Source organism: Legionella busanensis (assembly GCF_900461525.1).
GTDB classification, from domain to species: Bacteria; Pseudomonadota; Gammaproteobacteria; order Legionellales; family Legionellaceae; genus Legionella_C; species Legionella_C busanensis.
In genome coordinates, this window is the sequence record NZ_UGOD01000001.1 from 1571732 (window position 1) to 1590249 (window position 18518).

Below are 18518 nucleotides of genomic sequence, written 5' to 3' on the forward strand. Positions count from 1 at the left end.
ATTATTTGCTTTTTTTATTAACGAATAACTTTCTCTATAATGGCGCCTCCTAAACATTGGTTACGGTCATAAAATACAATGTATTGCCCCGGTGTTACTGCTCTTTGGGGTGTTGAAAACATAACACAATGACCTGTATCTATAGCAGGTGATATAACGCAAGCCTGGTCAGGTTGCCTGTAACGTGTTTTAGCGTAGCAGGTTAAAGGAAGTTTATCTTCATAAAGGGCTAACCAGTGAATATTGCTACAAATTAATCCTTGTGCATAAAGCATAGGATGATCTTTACCTTGTGCGACAATTAATGTATTCGTTTCGGTATCCTTATCAACAACATACCAAGGCTCATCACCACTATCATAGCGTCCGCCAATACCTAAGCCTTGACGCTGGCCAATTGTGTAAAACATCAATCCATCATGCTGCCCTAACATCATTCCATCACTACTCATTATTTTGCCTGGTTGAGCTAAAATAAATTCATTAAGGAAGGATTTAAACCGTTTTTCTCCGATAAAACAAATACCAGTAGAGTCTTTTTTTTGAGAAGTCACTAAATTAAGGTTAGCAGCAAAAGAACGTATTTCTGATTTTAAATAATCCCCAACTGGGAATAAGGTTTTAGCCAAGGCTTCTTTATTAACAGCATTTAAAAAATAGGTTTGATCTTTATCTCTATCTTTAGCCTTAAATAAATTTCCATCTTCCACTTTGGCATAATGACCTGTAGCTATAAAATCGGCACCTAACGTAAGTGCATGATTTAAAAAAGCTTTAAACTTAATTTCTTTATTACATAAAACATCGGGATTAGGGGTGCGTCCAGCTTCATATTCCTGTAAAAAATGCGCGAAAACTCTATCCCAATATTCGGCAGAAAAATTAATAGTGTGCAGGTGAATACCTAATTGATTAGCTACGGCTTGTGCATCAGCTAAATCAATGGCAGCAGGACAGTAATTATCCTCGTCGTCTTGCTCCCAGTTCTTCATAAACAAACCTTCAACATGGTATCCTTGTTCCTTCAACAACCACGCTGCAACTGAAGAATCAACACCACCAGACATACCTACTATTACTTTTACTTTCATAAATTATGACGATTCTTAAGGGTTATATTTATACCCAAAACTATATTTTGATAGATTGTGGGCATATATTTAAGTTTCAACTCAATGAGGTTAGATATATACTATATTCTAAGTTGTTATCTAATTGTCATTTTGTCAAAAAAGAGAACATTAAATAAAATTAAATGTGTCATTATATAATATTTGAGACTTAATATGCTAATTGATCTTAAGACCCAAGCTAAACAACTTGAGAATCAAACTGTTGAAGTGTATGTAACGAAAAGATTACCCAATAGGATTCCTACCCCTTGTTCACTAAAATGTATTTATGAAGTTAAGCCGATAGATAATTATTTTCTCTTATCTATGCAAGTGAGTGGCACTATCGAAATCGAATGTCAACGTTGCTTAAATATGTTTTTATATGATTATAAAAACATAACAACGCTCGCCATTTGTAACTCAGAAGCTTCTGCTGAAAAATTAATGGAAAAATATGAGTGTATTGTAGCTAATAATTTTTTTATAGATCTGGTAGAATTAGTTACTGATGAATTACACCTTTATAGTCCGGAATATCATTTAAATATTGATGATTGTGATGCAGAAGTGAGCAAATTTATCCGATTTTCATCAATAAGTGATGATAAAGAGTAAGTAATACTTGGATTACAGTCAAAAAATATGTAATATTTCGCACCAATAAATACAAATTGCCTAGGAGTAACGCAATGGCCGTACAACAGAACAAAAAAAGTCGCTCTCGCAGAGATATGAGACGTTCACATGACGCTTTAAAAGCACCTACTTTAAGTGTTGATAGTACCACAGGTGAAACCCATCGTAGACATCATATAACTGCTGATGGTTACTATCGTGGTCGTAAAGTTTTAGATACCGATAACGTTTACGAAGACGAAAAAGAGTAACTCGCTTGAAAACTATTACCATTGCTATCGATGCGATGGGTGGGGATCATGGCCTAAAGGTTTTGATCCCCGCTTGTGTTCGCGCAGTAAAAAACAATCCTGACCTAAGATTATTATTAGTCGGTGATCAATCTCAAATTACAGCCCAACTTAAGAAGCAAGGGCATTTTAATCACGATCAATTTGATGTAATTCATGCTTCTGAAGTGGTAGCCATGGATGAATTACCTTCACATGCCATGCGTAATAAAAAAGATTCCTCAATGCGAGTAGCCATAAATTTAGTCAAAGATGAACGTGCAGCAGCTTGTGTTAGTGCAGGTAATACAGGTGCCCTAATGGCCACTGCCCGCTTTGTTCTAAAAACGCTTCCTGGCATTGATAGACCGGCCATTATTGCAGAGCTACCTACTTTACAAAGTAAGACCCGAGTAATTGATTTAGGTGCTAATGTTGATTCCTGCGCGGAACATCTTTTTCAATTTGCTGTGATGGGATCAGCGCTTATTCAAGCAATTGATAAAAAATCGAAACCTAAAATTGCTTTATTAAATATTGGTGAAGAAGAAATCAAGGGGAATGATAAGATTAAGCGTACTGCTCATATGTTAGCTAATTGTAGTTTATTAAACTATGTAGGCTATGTAGAGGGAGATGGCTTTTATTCTGGGGAAGTAGATTTGGTTGTTTGTGACGGCTTTGTTGGTAACGTTGCCTTAAAAGCAAGTGAAGGCCTTGCCAAGCTTATGTTAGCTATTCTAAAAGAATCCTTCGTAAAAAATTATTTGACTCGCCTAATGAGTATTCTAGCTTGGCCAGCCTTAAAGGGCTTAAAAATGCGTATGGATCCCGCACGTTATAATGGTGCTAGTTTGATAGGTTTAAATGGAATCGTAGTCAAAAGCCATGGTAGTGCGAAAGAACTCGCTTTTCAACATGCTATTGAAGAGGCTATGCTGCAGGTCAAAAATAATGTAGTTGATTTAGTACGCGATCAGATAAATGAGTTTATTAATCAAGGTTTACTATTATGATGCATGCAGTTATTAATGGCACAGGTAGTTATTTGCCTGAAAATAGACTTACCAATTATGATTTAGAAACTAAACTTAATACTTCACATGATTGGATTATCTCTCGTACCGGTATTAGTAGTCGACATATTGCATCTGATTATGAAACGACTTCTTATATGGCAGCCCAAGCGGCTAAGCAAGCTCTTAACTCTTCCACCATTAATGCTGATGAAATAAATTTAATTATTGTTGCAAGTTGCACCCCCGATAAATTTTTTCCTGGTATTGCTTGTTACGTACAAAATGCATTAGGCATCAAATCTTTTATTCCTGCACTTGATATTGGTGCTGCCTGTAGTGGGTTTGTTTATGCCATGGATATTGCTAAACAATATATTCAAACAGGCTCAGCAAAAAATGTGTTAGTTATTGGTAGTGAAGCCATGTCTCGTGCTGTTGATTGGACAGATCGTTCCACCTGTGTACTGTTTGGAGATGGCGCTGGCGCGGCTATCTTAAGTGCTCAAGAAAGGACGCCAGAAAACTCAGGAATAGTGGCGAGTGTTCTACATGCTTCTTATGATGCCAGTTCATTATTAACCTATCCAAATAGCACTTCTCTTGATAAAAAAGCTATAATTGGTATGCGAGGCAATGAAGTATTTAAAATTGCAGTTAATATGATGGGTGATATTGTTGATGAAGTTTTAGAGGTCAGCAATTTAACTAAAGCTGATATTAATTGGTTAATTCCTCATCAAGCTAATATCCGTATTATTCAAGGGATTGCTAAAAAACTAGAATTATCTATGTCACAAGTAATTGTCACTATCGAAAACCAAGGGAATACATCAGCTGCTTCTATACCCTTAGCGCTAGACTTAGCGATTAAAGAACAGCGTATTAAACGTGGTGATCTATTATTACTAGAATCTTTTGGTGGTGGGATGACCTGGGGTGCAATGGTTGTTCGCTATTAATAGATCTCTTTTAAAATGGGTCATTAAGACCAGTTTGAAAAGAAGTCTATTATAAAGTGGGTTAGATAAATTAATTTTTAAATCCCTTAAAACAGAGTAAAGATTGGTGAGGGATACCAATTAAAATTGAGGCTTTATATGTCAAAACTAGCATTTATATTTCCTGGCCAAGGTTCGCAATCTATAGGAATGTTAGCAGAGTTAGCTGAAAGTTACTCAATCATTCAAAAAACTTTTAGTATCGCTTCTCAAGCAGTGGGTTATGATGTTTGGCAGCTCATTCAACAAGGCCCTGAAGAAAGATTAAATCAGACCGAAATTACTCAAGTTGCTATGTTAACTGCAGATGTTGCTATCTTTAATTTATTATCTAGTTTAGAGATAAAGCAACCTACATGGATGGCCGGCCATAGTTTAGGTGAATATGCAGCTTTAGTCTGCGCTGACGCTCTTAACTTAGAGCAGGCTGTAAAATTAGTGGCAAAACGTGGTCAACTAATGCAAGAAACTGTCCCTCTTGGCCGAGGTGTTATGGCAGCTGTAGTTGGCTTGACTGATGAGCAAGTGAATCAAATTTGTGCAGACGTTAGTACGGACAAAGAGCAGGTTTCTGTAGCAAATTATAACTCTATAGGACAAGTTGTTATTGCGGGCCATCGTGCGGCCGTAGAGGAAGCTATTATTAAAGCAGATAGTCAAGGAGCAAGAATGGCTAAAATACTAGCTGTGAGTGTTCCTTGCCATTGCTCACTATTAAAAGATGCTGCTCAGGCATTCGAAGTATACTTAAATGAAGTATCTTTTAAATCGCCAAGCATAAATGTAATTAGTAATGTTGATTTAAGTGTTTATAAAACACCTTCACAAATTCGTTCTTTGTTAAAAGAGCAGTTATTTAAACCTGTAAGATGGGTTGAAATAATTCAACTTTTGAAAAGAGAAGGGGTGAGTCAATTTGTTGAATGCGGCCCAGGTAAAGTACTCTCAGGTTTAATTAAGCGTATTGATCGCGACTTAGTTGCATTTAATACTCTAGATAAAAATTCAATTGATTATGCTGTATCGCAAATTGAAGCTTACAAGGTCAATTAGTGATAAATGATTTATAAAACTTAATTTTTTAAGTTTAAATATACTTTGTATAGTAGGGGTTTATATGATTAGCCTAGAAGGAAAAATAGCTTTAGTAACAGGCGCTAGTCGAGGAATTGGAAAGGCTATTGCTCAAACGTTGGCGCAAAGAGGTGCCTATGTAGTAGGCAGTGCAACTACTCAAGAATCTGCGCTTACTATTAGTAAACATTTTAATGAAAGTAATTTAGCAGGTGAAGGGGTCACTCTTGATGTTACCAGCGCTGAGAGTGTAGAAAGCCTTATGGCGCAGCTTTCTGATGAGAAAAAAATTCCATCTATACTTATAAATAATGCTGGTATTACTGCTGATAATTTATTATTGCGTATGGATGATAATGAGTGGTATCGCGTCATTGAAACTAATTTGAATTCCATTTTTCGCATGAGTAAAGCTTGTGTTAAATCTATGTTTAGAGCAAGATGGGGCCGAATTATTACGATTGGCTCTGTAGTTGGTTCTAGCGGCAACTCAGGGCAAGCAAATTACACAGCTGCCAAAGCAGGCGTAATAGGCTTTTCAAAATCTTTAGCCCAAGAATTAGCAAGCCGCGGTGTTACTGTTAATGTTGTAGCCCCTGGGTTTATTGAGACTGATATGACTGATGCTCTACCGGATTTGGTAAAAGAAGAAATGCTTAAACGCATTCCGATGAAACGCTTTGGGCAAGTAAATGACATTGCTGAAGTTGTTGCATTTTTAGCATCTGATAGTGCAAATTATATTACTGGCGAAACTATTCATGTTAATGGTGGCCTATATATGGATTAATTAAATTTTAATGGGTAATCTGATAAACTTATATTAATTAAGCTTGCGTTCTGCAAAGAATTGAATAAACTACCCACCATATATTTTTTTAACCTTAAGAAAGGAAATACAAGTTATGAGTACAGTTGAAGAGCGAGTTCGTAAAATTGTTGGTGAACAATTAGGTGTTAAGGAAGATGATTTAAAAAATGATGCTTCTTTTGTTGAAGATTTAGGTGCTGATTCTCTTGACACAGTAGAACTCGTTATGGCTCTTGAAGAAGAATTTGAAACTGAAATTCCAGATGAAAAAGCAGAAAAAATCACGACTATTCAAGAAGCGATTGATTATATTGAATCAAATATGAATAAAGAAGAAGCTTGATAATTAAGGAGCTATTCGTTGAGTAAGAGACGTGTTGTAGTAACCGGGATGGGGATGGTAACCCCACTTGGCTTAAATGTAGAAGATACTTGGCAAGGTATTTTGGCTGGTAAAAGCGGTGTTGTGCCTGTAGAAGGGTTTGATACAGCTGATTTCTCAACCAAAATTTGGGCTAAAGTAAAAAATTTTAACATTGAAAATTATGTCCCTCTCAAAGAAGCTCGGAAAATGGATATGTTTACGCAATATGGGCTAGCTGCAGCCGATGAAGCTATAGCCAGCTCTGGTCTTGTTATTGATGATGATCTAAGCTTGCGTGCAGGTGTGGCTGTTGGGGCAGGTATTGGTGGTATAGAAACAATTACTAATAATCAAGAAAAATTGATGGCAGGCGGGCCCCGCAGAGTTTCTCCCTTTTTTATACCTGCTGGTATTATTAATATGGTTGCAGGCCAGATATCAATCAAATATAAATTAAAAGGTCCTAATATATCGGTAGTAACTGCTTGTACCACTGGCACACATAATATAGGCCTTGCAGGTAGAATGATTGCTTATGGTGATGCTGATATTATGATTTGTGGTGGTGCTGAAATGACTACCACTCCTTTGTGTTTAGCTGGTTTCTCTTCTGTTAAAGCGCTTTCGAAAAGAAATGATGAGCCAGAAAAAGCTTCACGTCCCTGGGATAAAGACAGAGATGGTTTTGTCATGGGAGAGGGTGCTGGTGTTTTAGTTTTAGAAGAATATGAACATGCTAAAGCACGTGGTGCAAAGATTTATGCTGAATTAGTAGGATTTGGCATGTCTGGTGATGCTTTCCATATTACAGCCCCAGACGATGATGCAGATGGCGCATCTCGAGCCATGTTAGCGGCTATTCAAGATGCCAATATAGCGCCTAGTGAAGTCAACTATATCAATGCGCATGGAACATCAACTTATTTAAATGATTTAAATGAAACTAAAGCTGTAAAGAAAATATTTGGTAATCATGCTTATAAATTAGCGATTAGCTCAACTAAATCTATGACTGGACATCTACTTGGTGCTGCTGGTTCTGTGGAAGCTATTTTCTCTATATTAGCAATTAGAGATCAAGTTGCGCCGCCTACTATTAATTTAGAGCAGCCTGATGAAGGATGTGATTTAAATTATGTTCCTCATAAACCGCAGTCAATGAAAATTGATTATGCTTTGAGTAATTCCTTAGGATTTGGCGGAACTAATGGCACCTTGCTATTTAAACGACTTGCCTCTACTTAAGTTAAATATTGGTACTAAGTTAAGCTCTAATTCTTTTTCAGTTTATTAGATAATCTAATAGATCTATAATCGTCGTGGTAACTTTAGCTAAGCTTAAATATTTGCGTGTGAGCGCCAAAGAAAGCCGTTCGGTAGAAAGTATTAATCATTTACAAATGAAGTAGTATTTTTTTAATTGAGGACTTTTACTAAAAGATAACTTTATACTTAATTTTTTAACTGGTAATGCAATATGTCAATAATATTTAAATATCAAATATTTCCTAATGGTGTAATCAATGCACTCTGATGAGCCCCATTTTAATAATCATAATACTAGCTTGAAACATAGACATTTAATTAAATTTCTTATTACAATTTTAATAATTTTAATGTTAATAAGTATACCTTTAGGTTGGTTTATCTACCGTCTAAATAAACCCATCGCTACTGAAGGTAAATCACTTATTATAGAGGTAAAACCGAATTCAACAGCCAAACTATTAGTCCAGAAGTTATATGAAAATCATTTTATCGATTCAAAATTTATTATAGAAAATTATATTAAATATAAAGGGCTAGCTAATCAATTAAAGGCTGGTGTTTATCAAATTCAGCCAGGTGAAACAGCAATAAATTTAGTTGACCGAATTGTCAAAGGTGATGTTTTAATCGCTGCATTTCGTATTATTGAAGGGACTAATATTTATCAAGTTAAGCAAAAGTTGTCGCAAGCGCCATACTTGCATTATAAAGCAAAAGATTGGACTGTTATTTCAAATCAGTATCCAAATGCTGAGGGATTATTACTAGCCGATACTTATTATTATAATGCAGGTAGTGATGCCAAGCCGCTTTTGCTCAACGCGAACAAAAAACTATTAGCTGTTTTAAATTCTAATTGGGAAAAACGAAGCTCAGCATTACCTTATAAAACGCCCTATGAGTTACTTATTGCTGCTTCTATCATTGAAAAAGAAACTTCTCTACCTTCAGAGCGAAGAATTATTAGTGGTATTGTCGTTAATCGCATAAAAAAGAGAATGCCTCTACAGATGGATCCGACGGTTATTTATGCTTTAGGCCCTACGTTTTCTGGCAAACTAGGACATCATAATTTAGATTTTGATTCGCCTTATAATACTTACCTTTACCGAGGGCTTCCGCCTACTCCAATTGCTATGGTTGGCCGAGACGCAATTGAAGCGGCAGCTCAACCCCAAATTTCAAATTATCTGTATTTTGTAGCTAAAGGCGATGGTTCTCATATTTTCTCGGCAACTTATGAGGAGCAAAAACAGGCTATTGCTCGTTATATGAATAAGGAAAATCAATAATGTTGGGACGATTTATTGTAGTCGAAGGCCTTGAGGGAGCGGGTAAAACGACAGCTATTGAAATAATTAAACATTATCTAGAAGAGAGAATAAAAAAGATCATAGTAACTCGTGAACCAGGTGGAACTTACATAGGTGAAAAATTAAGATCTTTAATTAAAGAGTCTATTCCTAATGAGCCTCTTAATAGTCTTAGTGAATTGCTAATGATATACGCAGCAAGGGTGCAACTAATTCAAAATGTTATCCAGCCCGCTATAGCTCAAGGTGAATGGGTAATAGCAGATCGTTTCGAGCTGTCTACCTATGCCTACCAGGGAGGTGGGAGAAATATAAATCAAGCTATTTTAGATAATCTATCTAGTTTTTGCCTGGCAGGGTTCAAACCTGATTTAACGCTCTTTTTAGATATTGCGCCTGAGCAAGGCCTGCAAAGAATCCGTAATCGAGGAGAAATTGATCGTATTGAGCAAGAATCGTTGGTATTTTTTAATCGTGTTTATAAAGCTTATCATCAAAAACTGAAACAGACTGAAAATGCAGTAATTATTGATGCAAGTATGCCTCTTGAAAAAGTGCAACAGTCTATTTGTTTACAGCTTAAAACATTTTTGGATGAAAATGCATACTCCTAATCTCATTAATATCGAGTCTGAATACCTAACATACTGGCAACATTTTAAAGACGCTTATAATAGCAAACGTCTAGCTCATGCGCAGTTGTTACGAGCTTCATCCATAACTAAGTTAACAACGCTGTATCATCAAATAATAACAACTCTTTTATGTAAACAAGATAATCAACCTTGTGGTTCTTGTAAGTCATGCATATTAAATAATCAAGGAATGCATCCAGATTTATATCAAATTAAACCTGAAAAAGTAGGTGGCGTAATTAAGGTCGAGCAAATTAGAGATTTACATCTTACATTGTATACTTCACCTCAAGTTTCTGAAAATAAAGTAATTTTAATTTTAAACGCTGAAAGAATGAACCATGCTGCAGCCAATTCTTTATTAAAAATTTTAGAGGAACCGCCTGCTAATATTTATTTTATTTTAACAATAGAATCAATAAGTACACTTCCTGCAACTATTTTTAGTCGTTGTCAGCACTGGTATTTTCCCGATCCTACCCATGAAGGTGATTATTTTTTACAAAATGATAAGAGTTTCTTGGAAAACCATCAAAATGAACTATTTAAGCAAAAAGAAGTCTTTATAGATGATTTAATAGCTATTAGAAAAGAGCGTGTTTCCATCAATATTATTGCTGAAAAATGGGCTATTTATGAATTAGTTGAGTTAACACGGTTACTTTATTTAATAACGGCACAAATGATTCATAACTATTTTTATAAGGATGGCAGCAAGACAGCCTTAGCTGCTAAATTAAATGAATTAAACCAGGATGTAAAAGTTACCCATTTATTTTCATTAATTGATAAGTTAAATCAACTTAGTAAAAATTTAAGCTATAGTATAAATGTAAATCAGTTGCTCACTTTAGAAGATTTACTGCTAAGCTTTCTGTAAAGATAGGAGCGCCAATGATTGATGTGCCTATTGTAAACGGAGATTTTCCTACAGAAGCCGCACTTTATATGGCTTATATGCCATTTATTAAAGATGGAGGGTTATTTATTCGTACTAACTTAACTCTACCTTTAGGTGGTAAAGTTAAATTGTCTATTAAATTAATTGATGAACTGGAACCTTACGTTATTTCTGCCAAAGTTGCATGGATAACACCTAGAGGCTCTCAAGGTAACAAGCCTGCAGGCTTAGGTTTTCAGTTTCAAGGAGAAGAGGGTCGAGTTTTAAAAAATAAAATAGAAACCTATTTAACTACCATGTTAAAATCGACACAAATCACTGACACATTGTAATTATGTTAACTGACTCGCACTGTCATTTAAATTTACTCGATTTAAATGATTTTAATAATCAATTAGATAATGTCATTGTTGCTGCTACTAATAACGATGTTAATTCACTTCTGTGTGTATGCGTCGATTTAACAGACTATCCTATACTCTGTGATATTGCAGATAAATATCAACAGGTTAAAATATCTGTGGGCTTACATCCTAATAATCCTGTAGATAAAGAGCCTAGCGCAGAAACACTTGTAAAATTAGCTAAACAACATCCAGCTTGTATTGCGATAGGCGAAACAGGCCTTGATTATTATCGAGTCCATGATGTTCAGGCACAAAAACAGCAAAGGGATCGTTTTCGCGAGCATATTTATGCTGCTGTTACTTCTCAAAAACCACTAATCATTCATACCCGTCAAGCAGCAGAAGATACCTTACAGGTTATGGCAGATGAAAATGCAAGTGAAATTGGTGGTGTTATGCATTGCTTTGCTGAAGATCTAAGTATTGCTAAGCGAGCTATTGATCTAAATTTTTATATTTCTTTTTCAGGTATTGTTACCTTTAAAAATGCTGCGACTTTACAAGAAGTGGCACAAAAAATTCCCTTGGAACGATTGTTAATTGAAACAGATTCGCCCTATTTAGCGCCCGTACCTTACCGAGGCAAACAAAATCATCCTGCTTTAGTCAAGTATGTCGCGCAAGCTATAAGTGAACTTAGGCAAATTAGTTATGAACGAGTTGCTAATCAAACGACTGAAAACTTTAAACGTTGTTTTAAATTAAAATGAACAAGCCTAAAGGTTAAATATGGAAACAGAAGCTCAGGTAGTCATTATAGGTGCGGGTCCTGTAGGCTTAAGTACAGCTATTGGCCTAGCTAATCAAGGCATTAAAAGCATTTTAATTGAACGTCATGCTTCTACAACTGATCATCCTAAAGCACGTGGTATTAATACAAGAACTATGGAAATTTTTAGGTTATGGGGCATTGAGGTGCCATTACGAAAACATCAGCTACCACGAGAAGCCCACCGCTTTATTTGGCTAGAATCTTTACAAGGTAAAGAATTAACGCGTATTAGCGCCAAGCCTAGACCCAACTTAAATAGCCCAACAACAAATGCCTCTATTTCTCAAGATTGGGTTGAGCAGGAACTTTTAAAAAAAGCACAAACCTATTCTGAGATTACTTGCCATTTTAATATGGAGATGCTTGATATTCAGCAAACAAGTAATGAGGTTATTAGCACTGTAAAAGATAAATTATCAGGTAAACAATATCAGTTAAAATCAGATTATTTAGTGGCTGCAGATGGGGCTTCAAGTTTAACCCGTAAGTTACTTTCCATTAATATGGAGGGTCAGGATAATTTGGGTGAGTTTTGTAATATTTATTGTGAAATGGATTTATCAAAATATGTGCAAGATAGACCTAGCATAGGTTTTATCTTTACCCGTAAAGATATTATGGGCACTACACTTTTGTCAAAAGATGGATTACGTAAATGGTTGGTTGGTATCCGTTATGATGTAATTCCTGAGTTCACAAAGGAAAGTTTCACAGATGATTTTTGCCTAGAAGTGGTTAAAGAAGTTATTCAAGATAAAACTATTGAGGTAAAACTCATTAATAAAGGTTTCTGGACAATGGCAGCCCTGGTCGCTGAACGCTTTCGTGACGGTCGAATCTTATTAGCTGGTGATGCAGCGCATAGATTACCGCCAACAGGTGGTTTAGGTATGAATACCGGTATTCAGGATGCGCATAATCTTGCTTGGAAGCTAGCTTATGTTATCAAGGGTTATGCTAATGAAAGGCTTTTAGATACTTATTTTACCGAACGCGCACCGGTTGCTGTTAAAAATATTGAGTGGAGTGCTAAAAACGCTAACCGTTTTAATACGATTTTTACCGCGCTTTATAATAATGATTATCAAACTATGATGGCAGCAATTGAAGAACAAAATGAGCACGTAAATCAAATAGCCCTTGATTTAGGTTTTTGCTATGAAGAGGGGGCGCTTATTGCAGAAAATAATCCAATGCCTAGTTTAAATCTAGATACTTATATTCCATCTACTTACCCGGGTTGCAGAGCGCCACATTGTTTGTTGCAGAAAGGAAAGCAGCTCTTATCTGCACTTGATTTATTTAATAATAAATTTGTTTTATTAAGTTCTGATCAAACAGATACTTGGCATAAAGCAGCTTTAAAGCTTTCAAATTTACCTTTGGTTAGTTATCGTGTGGGTAAAGCAGGCGATTTAGACGACCCAGAAGGACAATGGTTAGAGCTATATCAAATTAATGCTACGGGAGCTGTTTTAATAAGGCCTGATGGACATGTTGCTTGGCGCAACTTTAATAGTGATGATAATCCAGAAAAACATTTAAAAGAAATTTTTCAAAAGCTCTTATGTAGACAAATTTAAGCTGAAGCGTATATAAATTTTTATTATTAAAAGCTTCAATAAAGGCTATATGACAAATAATAATGAGGATTAAATTTAAATAAAGGTAAAGAAATGAGTTTTTATATTGGAATTATGTCAGGCACTAGCATGGATGGCATTGATGTTGCGCTTGTTGATGTAAGTAAAAATGAATTTATTTGTGGTATTACCTTTCCTTACAATAGTGTTATTAAAGCAATGCTTAGAGAATCTATGGCGCTTCAACCGCATGATTTAGGTTATTTCAGCCAGTTGCATACATTATTAGGAAGAGAATTTGCTAAAGCAGTTTTATTATTATTAGAGCAAAGTAAACAATCAGCGCAAAGTATTATTGCTATTGGCAGTCATGGACAAACAATATGCCATGATACTATGGCTGCCATTCCGTATACGGTCCAATTAGGGTGTCCGCATACTATTGCTGAGATGACAGGTATTACGGTAGTTGCTGATTTTAGAACCCGTGATTTAGTTGTTGGTGGACAAGGCGCTCCTTTTGCCCCAATTTATCACCAAGCTATTTTTAAAGATTTTAATTTTCCTTTAGCTGTAGTAAACATTGGTGGTATAGCCAATTTAACCTATCTTAAGAATGAAACTGAGGTGATTGGGTATGATGTAGGGCCAGGAAACTGTTTGATGGATGCATGGATTTATAAGTGTCAAGGCCTTGAGTATGACAAGGATGGTCATTGGGCAGCAAAAGGAAATGTTGTAGAATCCTTATTAAACCTTTTACTGCAAGATCCTTATTTTTCTCGCCAAGCACCAAAAAGTATAGGTAAAGAGTATTTTTCGCTTGACTGGCTAGCTAATTATGGAAGTCATCTTTTTAAAGCGATTGATATACAAGCTACCTTGTTACATCTAACGGCTGTGTGCATTGCCAACAATATAAAAGTATTACCTACTCAGCCTACCCATTTATTTATTTGCGGGGGAGGTGCTCATAATAAAGCTCTTTTGCAAGAACTTACGCGTTTATTACCGCAAGTGAATGTTTTACCAACTCAAGAAATTAATATTAATCCAGATTTTATTGAAGCTTCTATGTTTGCTTGGCTTGCTGATAAAACATTAAATAATGTTGCCTTAAATCTTAAAGGTATTACAGGAGCTACTCGACCTACAATTTTAGGTGCAATTTATCCGGCAGGGATTGACAAAGGAAATTAGCTTAGGGTGTAATGCGTGTTTTAATTTGAACACAGATCCTATTTTGCAAACAGTAAAATCACAATTAGAACGTCCTTCTAAATTAAGTGCTTACATCATTTTTATTTTGTCAGCCACATTTTATTTGTATGAATTCGTTTTACAAGTTGCACCTAGTGTTATGGCTGATTCCATGATGAAAACATTTAATGTTGGCGCCGCGGGATTTGGTATTGTTTCTGCTTTTTACTTTTATGCCTATGCACCTATGCAGCTACCTGCTGGTCTTTTATTTGATCGCTATGGGCCAAGAAAACTAATGACTTTTGCTTTAGTATTATGTGCATTAGGTTCGTTTTTTTTTGCCTCTACAGATAGTCTTTTTACAGCAGCCATGGGACGTTTTTTGATAGGAATTGGCTCAGCTTTCTCATTTATAGGTGTTTTAGTATTAGTTTCACGTTGGTTCCCTGCTAAACAATTTGCATTGCTTGCGGGAATTGCTCAACTGATGAGTTCAGTTGGTGCTATGTTTGGTGAGATGCCTTTAGCTGCTTTAATTCAAGCAGTTGGTTGGCGGCAAGCTAGTTTTATTCTTGCATTAATAGGTTTTGCATTATCTTTATTAATTTGGTTAGTGATTCGAGACTATCCTCATCAACCAACACAAATTGTAACACGGCGACATATTCGTGATGAATGGAATCGGCTTGTAGAAGTTTGTACGCGTAGTTACACGTGGATTATTGGCACTTATTCGTGTGCAATATGGACGCCAATTGCTGTTTTCGCTGCCTTATGGGGTGTGCCTTATCTACAACAAAAATTTCAAATTAGTGTTCTTCAAGCTTCTGGACTTTGTAGCATGATTTGGTTAGGCATAGGTGTTGGTAGTCCATTATTAGGATGGTTAAGTGACAGAGTTTCTAGTCGTCGATTGTCACTTATTATAAGTGCAAGCTTGGGTTTACTAGCAACAGTTTTATTGTTATATACCCCTGGTATTTCAATAGGTTGGATATATCCAATTTTATTTATACTTGGACTGGGTGCTGGTGGCCAAACAGTTAGCTTCGCTGTAGTAAAAGATAATAATCCGCCTGAGCTAGTAGGAACTGCATCGGGTTTTAATAATTTATCTGTTCTTATTGGCGGTGCCATATTCCAACCACTCGTAGGAATTTTTTTAAAAAATAGTAATAATCCGCTGCAAAATAGTGTGAACTTTTATAGTTTGGCTAGTTACAACAAAGCATTAATAGTAATGCCCTGTTGCTTTTTTATAAGTTTAATTATAGCTCTTCTGATTTTAAAGGAATCTCATCCGAGTTATATAAAATACAATTAAGATTGAATTTCACAATTAGCTGTCACTGAAGTAGAGCCTTGGTTTGTAATTTCAACCATTGCACTACCTGCAACACTAATGTTTAAACTACCATTGTTTTTAACTCTAAGCGATACACGCTCACCTTCTTTAAGGACATGATTGTTCACGGTACCTGTATATTTCAACATAAGGGCTGACAGTATATTCTTATTGGACTTAGTAGATAATTTACATTTCATTGTCAGTTGCCAAATAAAGGGATTAGTCAATACCTTAGCTTCATTAGGTTTGAATTCATAATGTCTAGATGCGAGATCAGTTGCGAAACAGGAACTTGATAAAGCAATAGCTATTAAGCTAAGCAATCCTTTTTGTTTTATCTTCATAGTTTTCCCTATAATTAAATTTAAACATGCCAACTAATCATTTCATAAATTTAAAGGATTGTGTAGTTTAAATTTTTCAGGAATTGTTGAAAGTTAGCGAATGAATTTTTAAAAAAAATACGCTAAGCTAAATAAAAAATAATAAAGACAACTATGAACCATCAAGCAAAAATAATTAAAAAGCTAGACATACATAAAGGTTATCTAGAAGTGGCTAAATATGATTTTGAAGTTTCAAGTCTATCGCCTAACCAAAAAGTCACTTTTGTCACTAATCGGGAAGTAGTTAAAACAGCAAATTCCGTATCTATTCTTCTTTACATTCCAAGTCAAGATAGTTTTATATTTTGCCAGCAATTTAGACCAGGCGTTTTTTTAAATAGTGATAAAGAACATTGTTTTACTTTGGAATGTGTTGCAGGGACTATAGATAATGCTTCTGATAATCCAGAGCAAACCGCTTGTCGTGAAGTTAAAGAAGAAACAGGTATTGAAATTAACGAATTGCGATTAGTTGCAAAAGTATATAAAAGCCCGGGTCTCTTAACAGAAATGAATTACCTTTTCTTTGCCAAGATAGAAACGCCTCCTCAAGGAAATATACATGGGGTTGATGATGAAGAAATAGTAACACATGTTATTAAGCGTGAAAAAGCTTATGAATTAATGAATGATCTGCAGATAGTTGATGCAGCTACATTAATAATGCTTAATTGGTTTCGTGCTAACTATTCTTAAAAAATATAAATTTTTTGAGCCTTATCAAAATAAAATTTCAGTAAAACCGTCTGCTAACAAAACTATAAATTTCTTTTAAATGGATGTAAATGAAATAGGTGAATAATATGCTTTATGTTTTGTTATTTATAATTCTGATAGGCTTTTTAATTAAATATAAAACTATAATGCAAGGAAGCTTTACTACTATCATTAAGGGTTTTACCAGTGTAGATGATACTAAATCTAAAATTAGCAGTGGTTTAAAGCACCACGATTTACTGCAATTGATGGAGCGTTTTAACTATAAGCCTGGTGAGGGGATCTGTTTTGGTTTTACCATTACTTGGGCACAAGAGTCCGTATCACACAGAGAAAGTATTTTCTATGAAAGAATCAATTTAATTCGTAGAGAAAAAGAAAACTTAGTTGCTAAGATTAGAAGGATTACTAATAAAATCAAGCGTAATCAGCAGGTTAATTACCAAGAAAATCAACTGCTTGAAATAAACGCGCTTATTGAAGCAGTGTGCATTGCACAGTCACCAGATAGCTATGAACATCTCTATAACGGACGTATAACGCAAACGAATATTGAGAATATTCTTAATATTGCTCAGCAAAGTTTAGGTTGTGGAGGTGTAATTAAAAAACTCTTAACCAAAACTGTTGCCATGACATCTGTAAACCAAGTAGATAATTATTTTAAGTATGTAAGCTCTTTAATTCATCCTTACGACAATGTAGCCATGGTAGTTAGTAATGAGCAGCACTCTATAGGTTTAAAACGACATCCATACGGTTGGCTATTACTAGATACTAATTACTTATATAAGCAATCTTCTGACTACCCGTATCTTCTCTTAAACGACAGACAATTAAGTAGACAATTAAATGACAGTTTTGAAGAACAAGGTACACTTATTATAAATATTGATTTTATTGCATTAGGTAATTTAAATTTAAAACAGCGTCTACAGCAATTAAATAGTAGCTATCCAGTAACCTATCAACATTTTCGATATAAAAATTGTCGGAATTTTAGTTTTATAGAAATCTGTGTTCAAAGTGGTGATGATCAAAGTATTAGAGAAATGGTTCATTTACATAATAAAAGAGGCAATCTGCTTATTCAAACCCAAGTTAAAGATAGTTTACGGTTAGCAGTTGACTGCAACCAAAGTAAAATTTTAGCTATTTTAATGGAAATTCAGGATTTAGATATTAATATAGCTTGTCAATCTGATGGCAAAACAGCACTAGGTCTAGCCTGTAGATTTGGAAATTTATGTTTAGTTAAATTGCTGTTAACACATCCACGTATTGATATTAATCACCTTAGTGATAAGGGTGATACGCCTCTTATGATCGCTTGTAAATACTCTAAACAAAGTATGGAGTTAATTACTCTGTTACTGCAAGCTGGCGCTAACATAACAATACAAAACTATGATAGAAAAACCGCTTTAAGCATTGCTAGAGAAAATAACAATAAGACCGCTATTGCAGCGATTAGAGATTTTAATCGATCTCAACGTTTATTAGTGGCTAGTGATAATAGTAGTTTAGCGTTTTTGGAAAGACGGTATAGTCTCTCTCATACTACGTCCTATGGTCGTACCTTTTTTACTACAAAAAGAGCGATGTCTTCCAGTAAAAATATGCAACCAGAAACCAGTTTACTGTCTATTAGAGATATGTAGCATCTCTTTGTTCTAGATGCTACATAAACAAAATGAC

20 protein-coding genes are annotated in these 18518 nt (G+C 35.2%); 18 read left to right on the forward strand and 2 right to left on the reverse strand.

From position 1 onward, the window contains the following. Window positions 1-17 precede the first annotated feature (17 nt). Window positions 18-1091, reverse strand: coding sequence for a tRNA 2-thiouridine(34) synthase MnmA (mnmA, locus tag DYH30_RS07045; RefSeq protein ID WP_115330973.1), 1074 nt, complete (start codon window positions 1089-1091; stop codon window positions 18-20). A 195-nt stretch (window positions 1092-1286) separates the two neighbouring features. Here mnmA and DYH30_RS07050 point away from each other — a divergent pair, with 195 nt between their 5' ends. From DYH30_RS07050 to DYH30_RS07125, 16 genes are all read left to right on the forward strand, one after another. Further along, on the forward strand, window positions 1287-1730 hold the full coding sequence (locus DYH30_RS07050; RefSeq protein WP_115330974.1) for a YceD family protein: 444 nt from the start codon (window positions 1287-1289) through the stop codon (window positions 1728-1730). Window positions 1731-1804: 74 nt separating this feature from the next. After that, a complete protein-coding gene (rpmF, locus tag DYH30_RS07055) occupies window positions 1805-2002 on the forward strand; it encodes a 50S ribosomal protein L32 (protein WP_115330975.1) in 198 nt (65 codons plus the stop codon). A gap of 5 nt (window positions 2003-2007) precedes the next feature. Then, on the forward strand, window positions 2008-3036 hold the full coding sequence (gene plsX, locus DYH30_RS07060) for a phosphate acyltransferase PlsX (RefSeq protein ID WP_115330976.1): 1029 nt from the start codon (window positions 2008-2010) through the stop codon (window positions 3034-3036). Further along, a complete protein-coding gene (locus tag DYH30_RS07065; RefSeq protein ID WP_115330977.1) occupies window positions 3033-3998 on the forward strand; it encodes a beta-ketoacyl-ACP synthase III in 966 nt (321 codons plus the stop codon). Before plsX ends, DYH30_RS07065 begins: the two co-directional genes overlap by 4 nt. Window positions 3999-4136: 138 nt before the next feature. Then, window positions 4137-5090 carry an ACP S-malonyltransferase gene (gene fabD / locus DYH30_RS07070; protein ID WP_115330978.1) on the forward strand — a complete coding sequence of 318 codons (954 nt, stop codon included), beginning with the start codon at window positions 4137-4139 and terminating at the stop codon, window positions 5088-5090. Window positions 5091-5154: 64 nt separating this feature from the next. After that, window positions 5155-5901, forward strand: a complete 747-nt coding sequence (gene fabG / locus DYH30_RS07075) for a 3-oxoacyl-ACP reductase FabG (protein WP_115330979.1) — start codon at window positions 5155-5157, stop codon at window positions 5899-5901. Between the two features lie 115 nt (window positions 5902-6016). After that, on the forward strand, window positions 6017-6265 hold the full coding sequence (acpP, locus tag DYH30_RS07080) for an acyl carrier protein (protein ID WP_115330980.1): 249 nt from the start codon (window positions 6017-6019) through the stop codon (window positions 6263-6265). Between the two features lie 18 nt (window positions 6266-6283). Then, entirely contained in the window at window positions 6284-7531 is a 1248-nt protein-coding gene (fabF, locus tag DYH30_RS07085; protein WP_115330981.1) for a beta-ketoacyl-ACP synthase II, read from the forward strand. Between the two features lie 278 nt (window positions 7532-7809). After that, window positions 7810-8847, forward strand: coding sequence for an endolytic transglycosylase MltG (gene mltG / locus DYH30_RS07090; RefSeq protein WP_115330982.1), 1038 nt, complete (start codon window positions 7810-7812; stop codon window positions 8845-8847). Then, the gene (gene tmk / locus DYH30_RS07095) at window positions 8847-9482 is read left to right on the forward strand and encodes a dTMP kinase (protein WP_115330983.1); all 636 of its coding nucleotides are present in this window, start codon (window positions 8847-8849) and stop codon (window positions 9480-9482) included. Before mltG ends, tmk begins: the two co-directional genes overlap by 1 nt. Continuing rightward, a complete protein-coding gene (locus DYH30_RS07100; RefSeq protein WP_160116171.1) occupies window positions 9463-10383 on the forward strand; it encodes a DNA polymerase III subunit delta' in 921 nt (306 codons plus the stop codon). Before tmk ends, DYH30_RS07100 begins: the two co-directional genes overlap by 20 nt. Before the next feature lie 14 nt (window positions 10384-10397). Continuing rightward, a complete protein-coding gene (locus tag DYH30_RS07105) occupies window positions 10398-10736 on the forward strand; it encodes a PilZ domain-containing protein (protein ID WP_115330985.1) in 339 nt (112 codons plus the stop codon). A 2-nt stretch (window positions 10737-10738) separates the two neighbouring features. Continuing rightward, window positions 10739-11521 (forward strand): TatD family hydrolase, encoded by a 783-nt coding sequence (locus DYH30_RS07110; protein WP_115330986.1) that lies wholly within the window; start codon window positions 10739-10741, stop codon window positions 11519-11521. A 19-nt stretch (window positions 11522-11540) separates the two neighbouring features. Next, window positions 11541-13166: an FAD-dependent monooxygenase gene (locus DYH30_RS07115; RefSeq protein ID WP_115330987.1), complete on the forward strand. Its 1626-nt coding sequence runs from the start codon at window positions 11541-11543 to the stop codon at window positions 13164-13166. Window positions 13167-13259: 93 nt separating this feature from the next. Beyond that, on the forward strand, window positions 13260-14366 hold the full coding sequence (locus DYH30_RS07120) for an anhydro-N-acetylmuramic acid kinase (RefSeq protein ID WP_115330988.1): 1107 nt from the start codon (window positions 13260-13262) through the stop codon (window positions 14364-14366). Between the two features lie 40 nt (window positions 14367-14406). Then, entirely contained in the window at window positions 14407-15693 is a 1287-nt protein-coding gene (locus tag DYH30_RS07125) for an MFS transporter (RefSeq protein ID WP_423202808.1), read from the forward strand. Here DYH30_RS07125 and DYH30_RS07130 read toward each other — a convergent pair. Next, window positions 15690-16061 carry a hypothetical protein gene (locus DYH30_RS07130; RefSeq protein ID WP_115330989.1) on the reverse strand — a complete coding sequence of 124 codons (372 nt, stop codon included), beginning with the start codon at window positions 16059-16061 and terminating at the stop codon, window positions 15690-15692. The two genes, DYH30_RS07125 and DYH30_RS07130, sit on opposite strands and share 4 nt — an antisense overlap. 153 nt (window positions 16062-16214) lie before the next feature. Between DYH30_RS07130 and DYH30_RS07135 the strand changes: the two genes are divergently transcribed. Further along, complete coding sequence (locus tag DYH30_RS07135) at window positions 16215-16799, forward strand: NUDIX domain-containing protein (protein WP_115330990.1); 585 nt, start codon at window positions 16215-16217, stop codon at window positions 16797-16799. A gap of 107 nt (window positions 16800-16906) precedes the next feature. Then, window positions 16907-18481 (forward strand): ankyrin repeat domain-containing protein, encoded by a 1575-nt coding sequence (locus DYH30_RS07140; protein ID WP_115330991.1) that lies wholly within the window; start codon window positions 16907-16909, stop codon window positions 18479-18481. The last annotated feature ends 37 nt before the right edge of the window (window positions 18482-18518 follow it).

Coding starts and splice junctions, on each gene's coding strand:
- mnmA (WP_115330973.1), bottom strand. CDS start 1,091: ATGAAAGTAAAAGTAATAGTAGGTATGTCTGGTGGTGTTGATTCTTCA.
- DYH30_RS07050 (WP_115330974.1), top strand. CDS start 1,287: ATGCTAATTGATCTTAAGACCCAAGCTAAACAACTTGAGAATCAAACT.
- rpmF (WP_115330975.1), top strand. CDS start 1,805: ATGGCCGTACAACAGAACAAAAAAAGTCGCTCTCGCAGAGATATGAGA.
- DYH30_RS07065 (WP_115330977.1), top strand. CDS start 3,033: ATGATGCATGCAGTTATTAATGGCACAGGTAGTTATTTGCCTGAAAAT.
- fabD (WP_115330978.1), top strand. CDS start 4,137: ATGTCAAAACTAGCATTTATATTTCCTGGCCAAGGTTCGCAATCTATA.
- fabG (WP_115330979.1), top strand. CDS start 5,155: ATGATTAGCCTAGAAGGAAAAATAGCTTTAGTAACAGGCGCTAGTCGA.
- acpP (WP_115330980.1), top strand. CDS start 6,017: ATGAGTACAGTTGAAGAGCGAGTTCGTAAAATTGTTGGTGAACAATTA.
- mltG (WP_115330982.1), top strand. CDS start 7,810: ATGCACTCTGATGAGCCCCATTTTAATAATCATAATACTAGCTTGAAA.
- tmk (WP_115330983.1), top strand. CDS start 8,847: ATGTTGGGACGATTTATTGTAGTCGAAGGCCTTGAGGGAGCGGGTAAA.
- DYH30_RS07100 (WP_160116171.1), top strand. CDS start 9,463: ATGAAAATGCATACTCCTAATCTCATTAATATCGAGTCTGAATACCTA.
- DYH30_RS07105 (WP_115330985.1), top strand. CDS start 10,398: ATGATTGATGTGCCTATTGTAAACGGAGATTTTCCTACAGAAGCCGCA.
- DYH30_RS07110 (WP_115330986.1), top strand. CDS start 10,739: ATGTTAACTGACTCGCACTGTCATTTAAATTTACTCGATTTAAATGAT.
- DYH30_RS07115 (WP_115330987.1), top strand. CDS start 11,541: ATGGAAACAGAAGCTCAGGTAGTCATTATAGGTGCGGGTCCTGTAGGC.
- DYH30_RS07120 (WP_115330988.1), top strand. CDS start 13,260: ATGAGTTTTTATATTGGAATTATGTCAGGCACTAGCATGGATGGCATT.
- DYH30_RS07130 (WP_115330989.1), bottom strand. CDS start 16,061: ATGAAGATAAAACAAAAAGGATTGCTTAGCTTAATAGCTATTGCTTTA.
- DYH30_RS07135 (WP_115330990.1), top strand. CDS start 16,215: ATGAACCATCAAGCAAAAATAATTAAAAAGCTAGACATACATAAAGGT.
- DYH30_RS07140 (WP_115330991.1), top strand. CDS start 16,907: ATGCTTTATGTTTTGTTATTTATAATTCTGATAGGCTTTTTAATTAAA.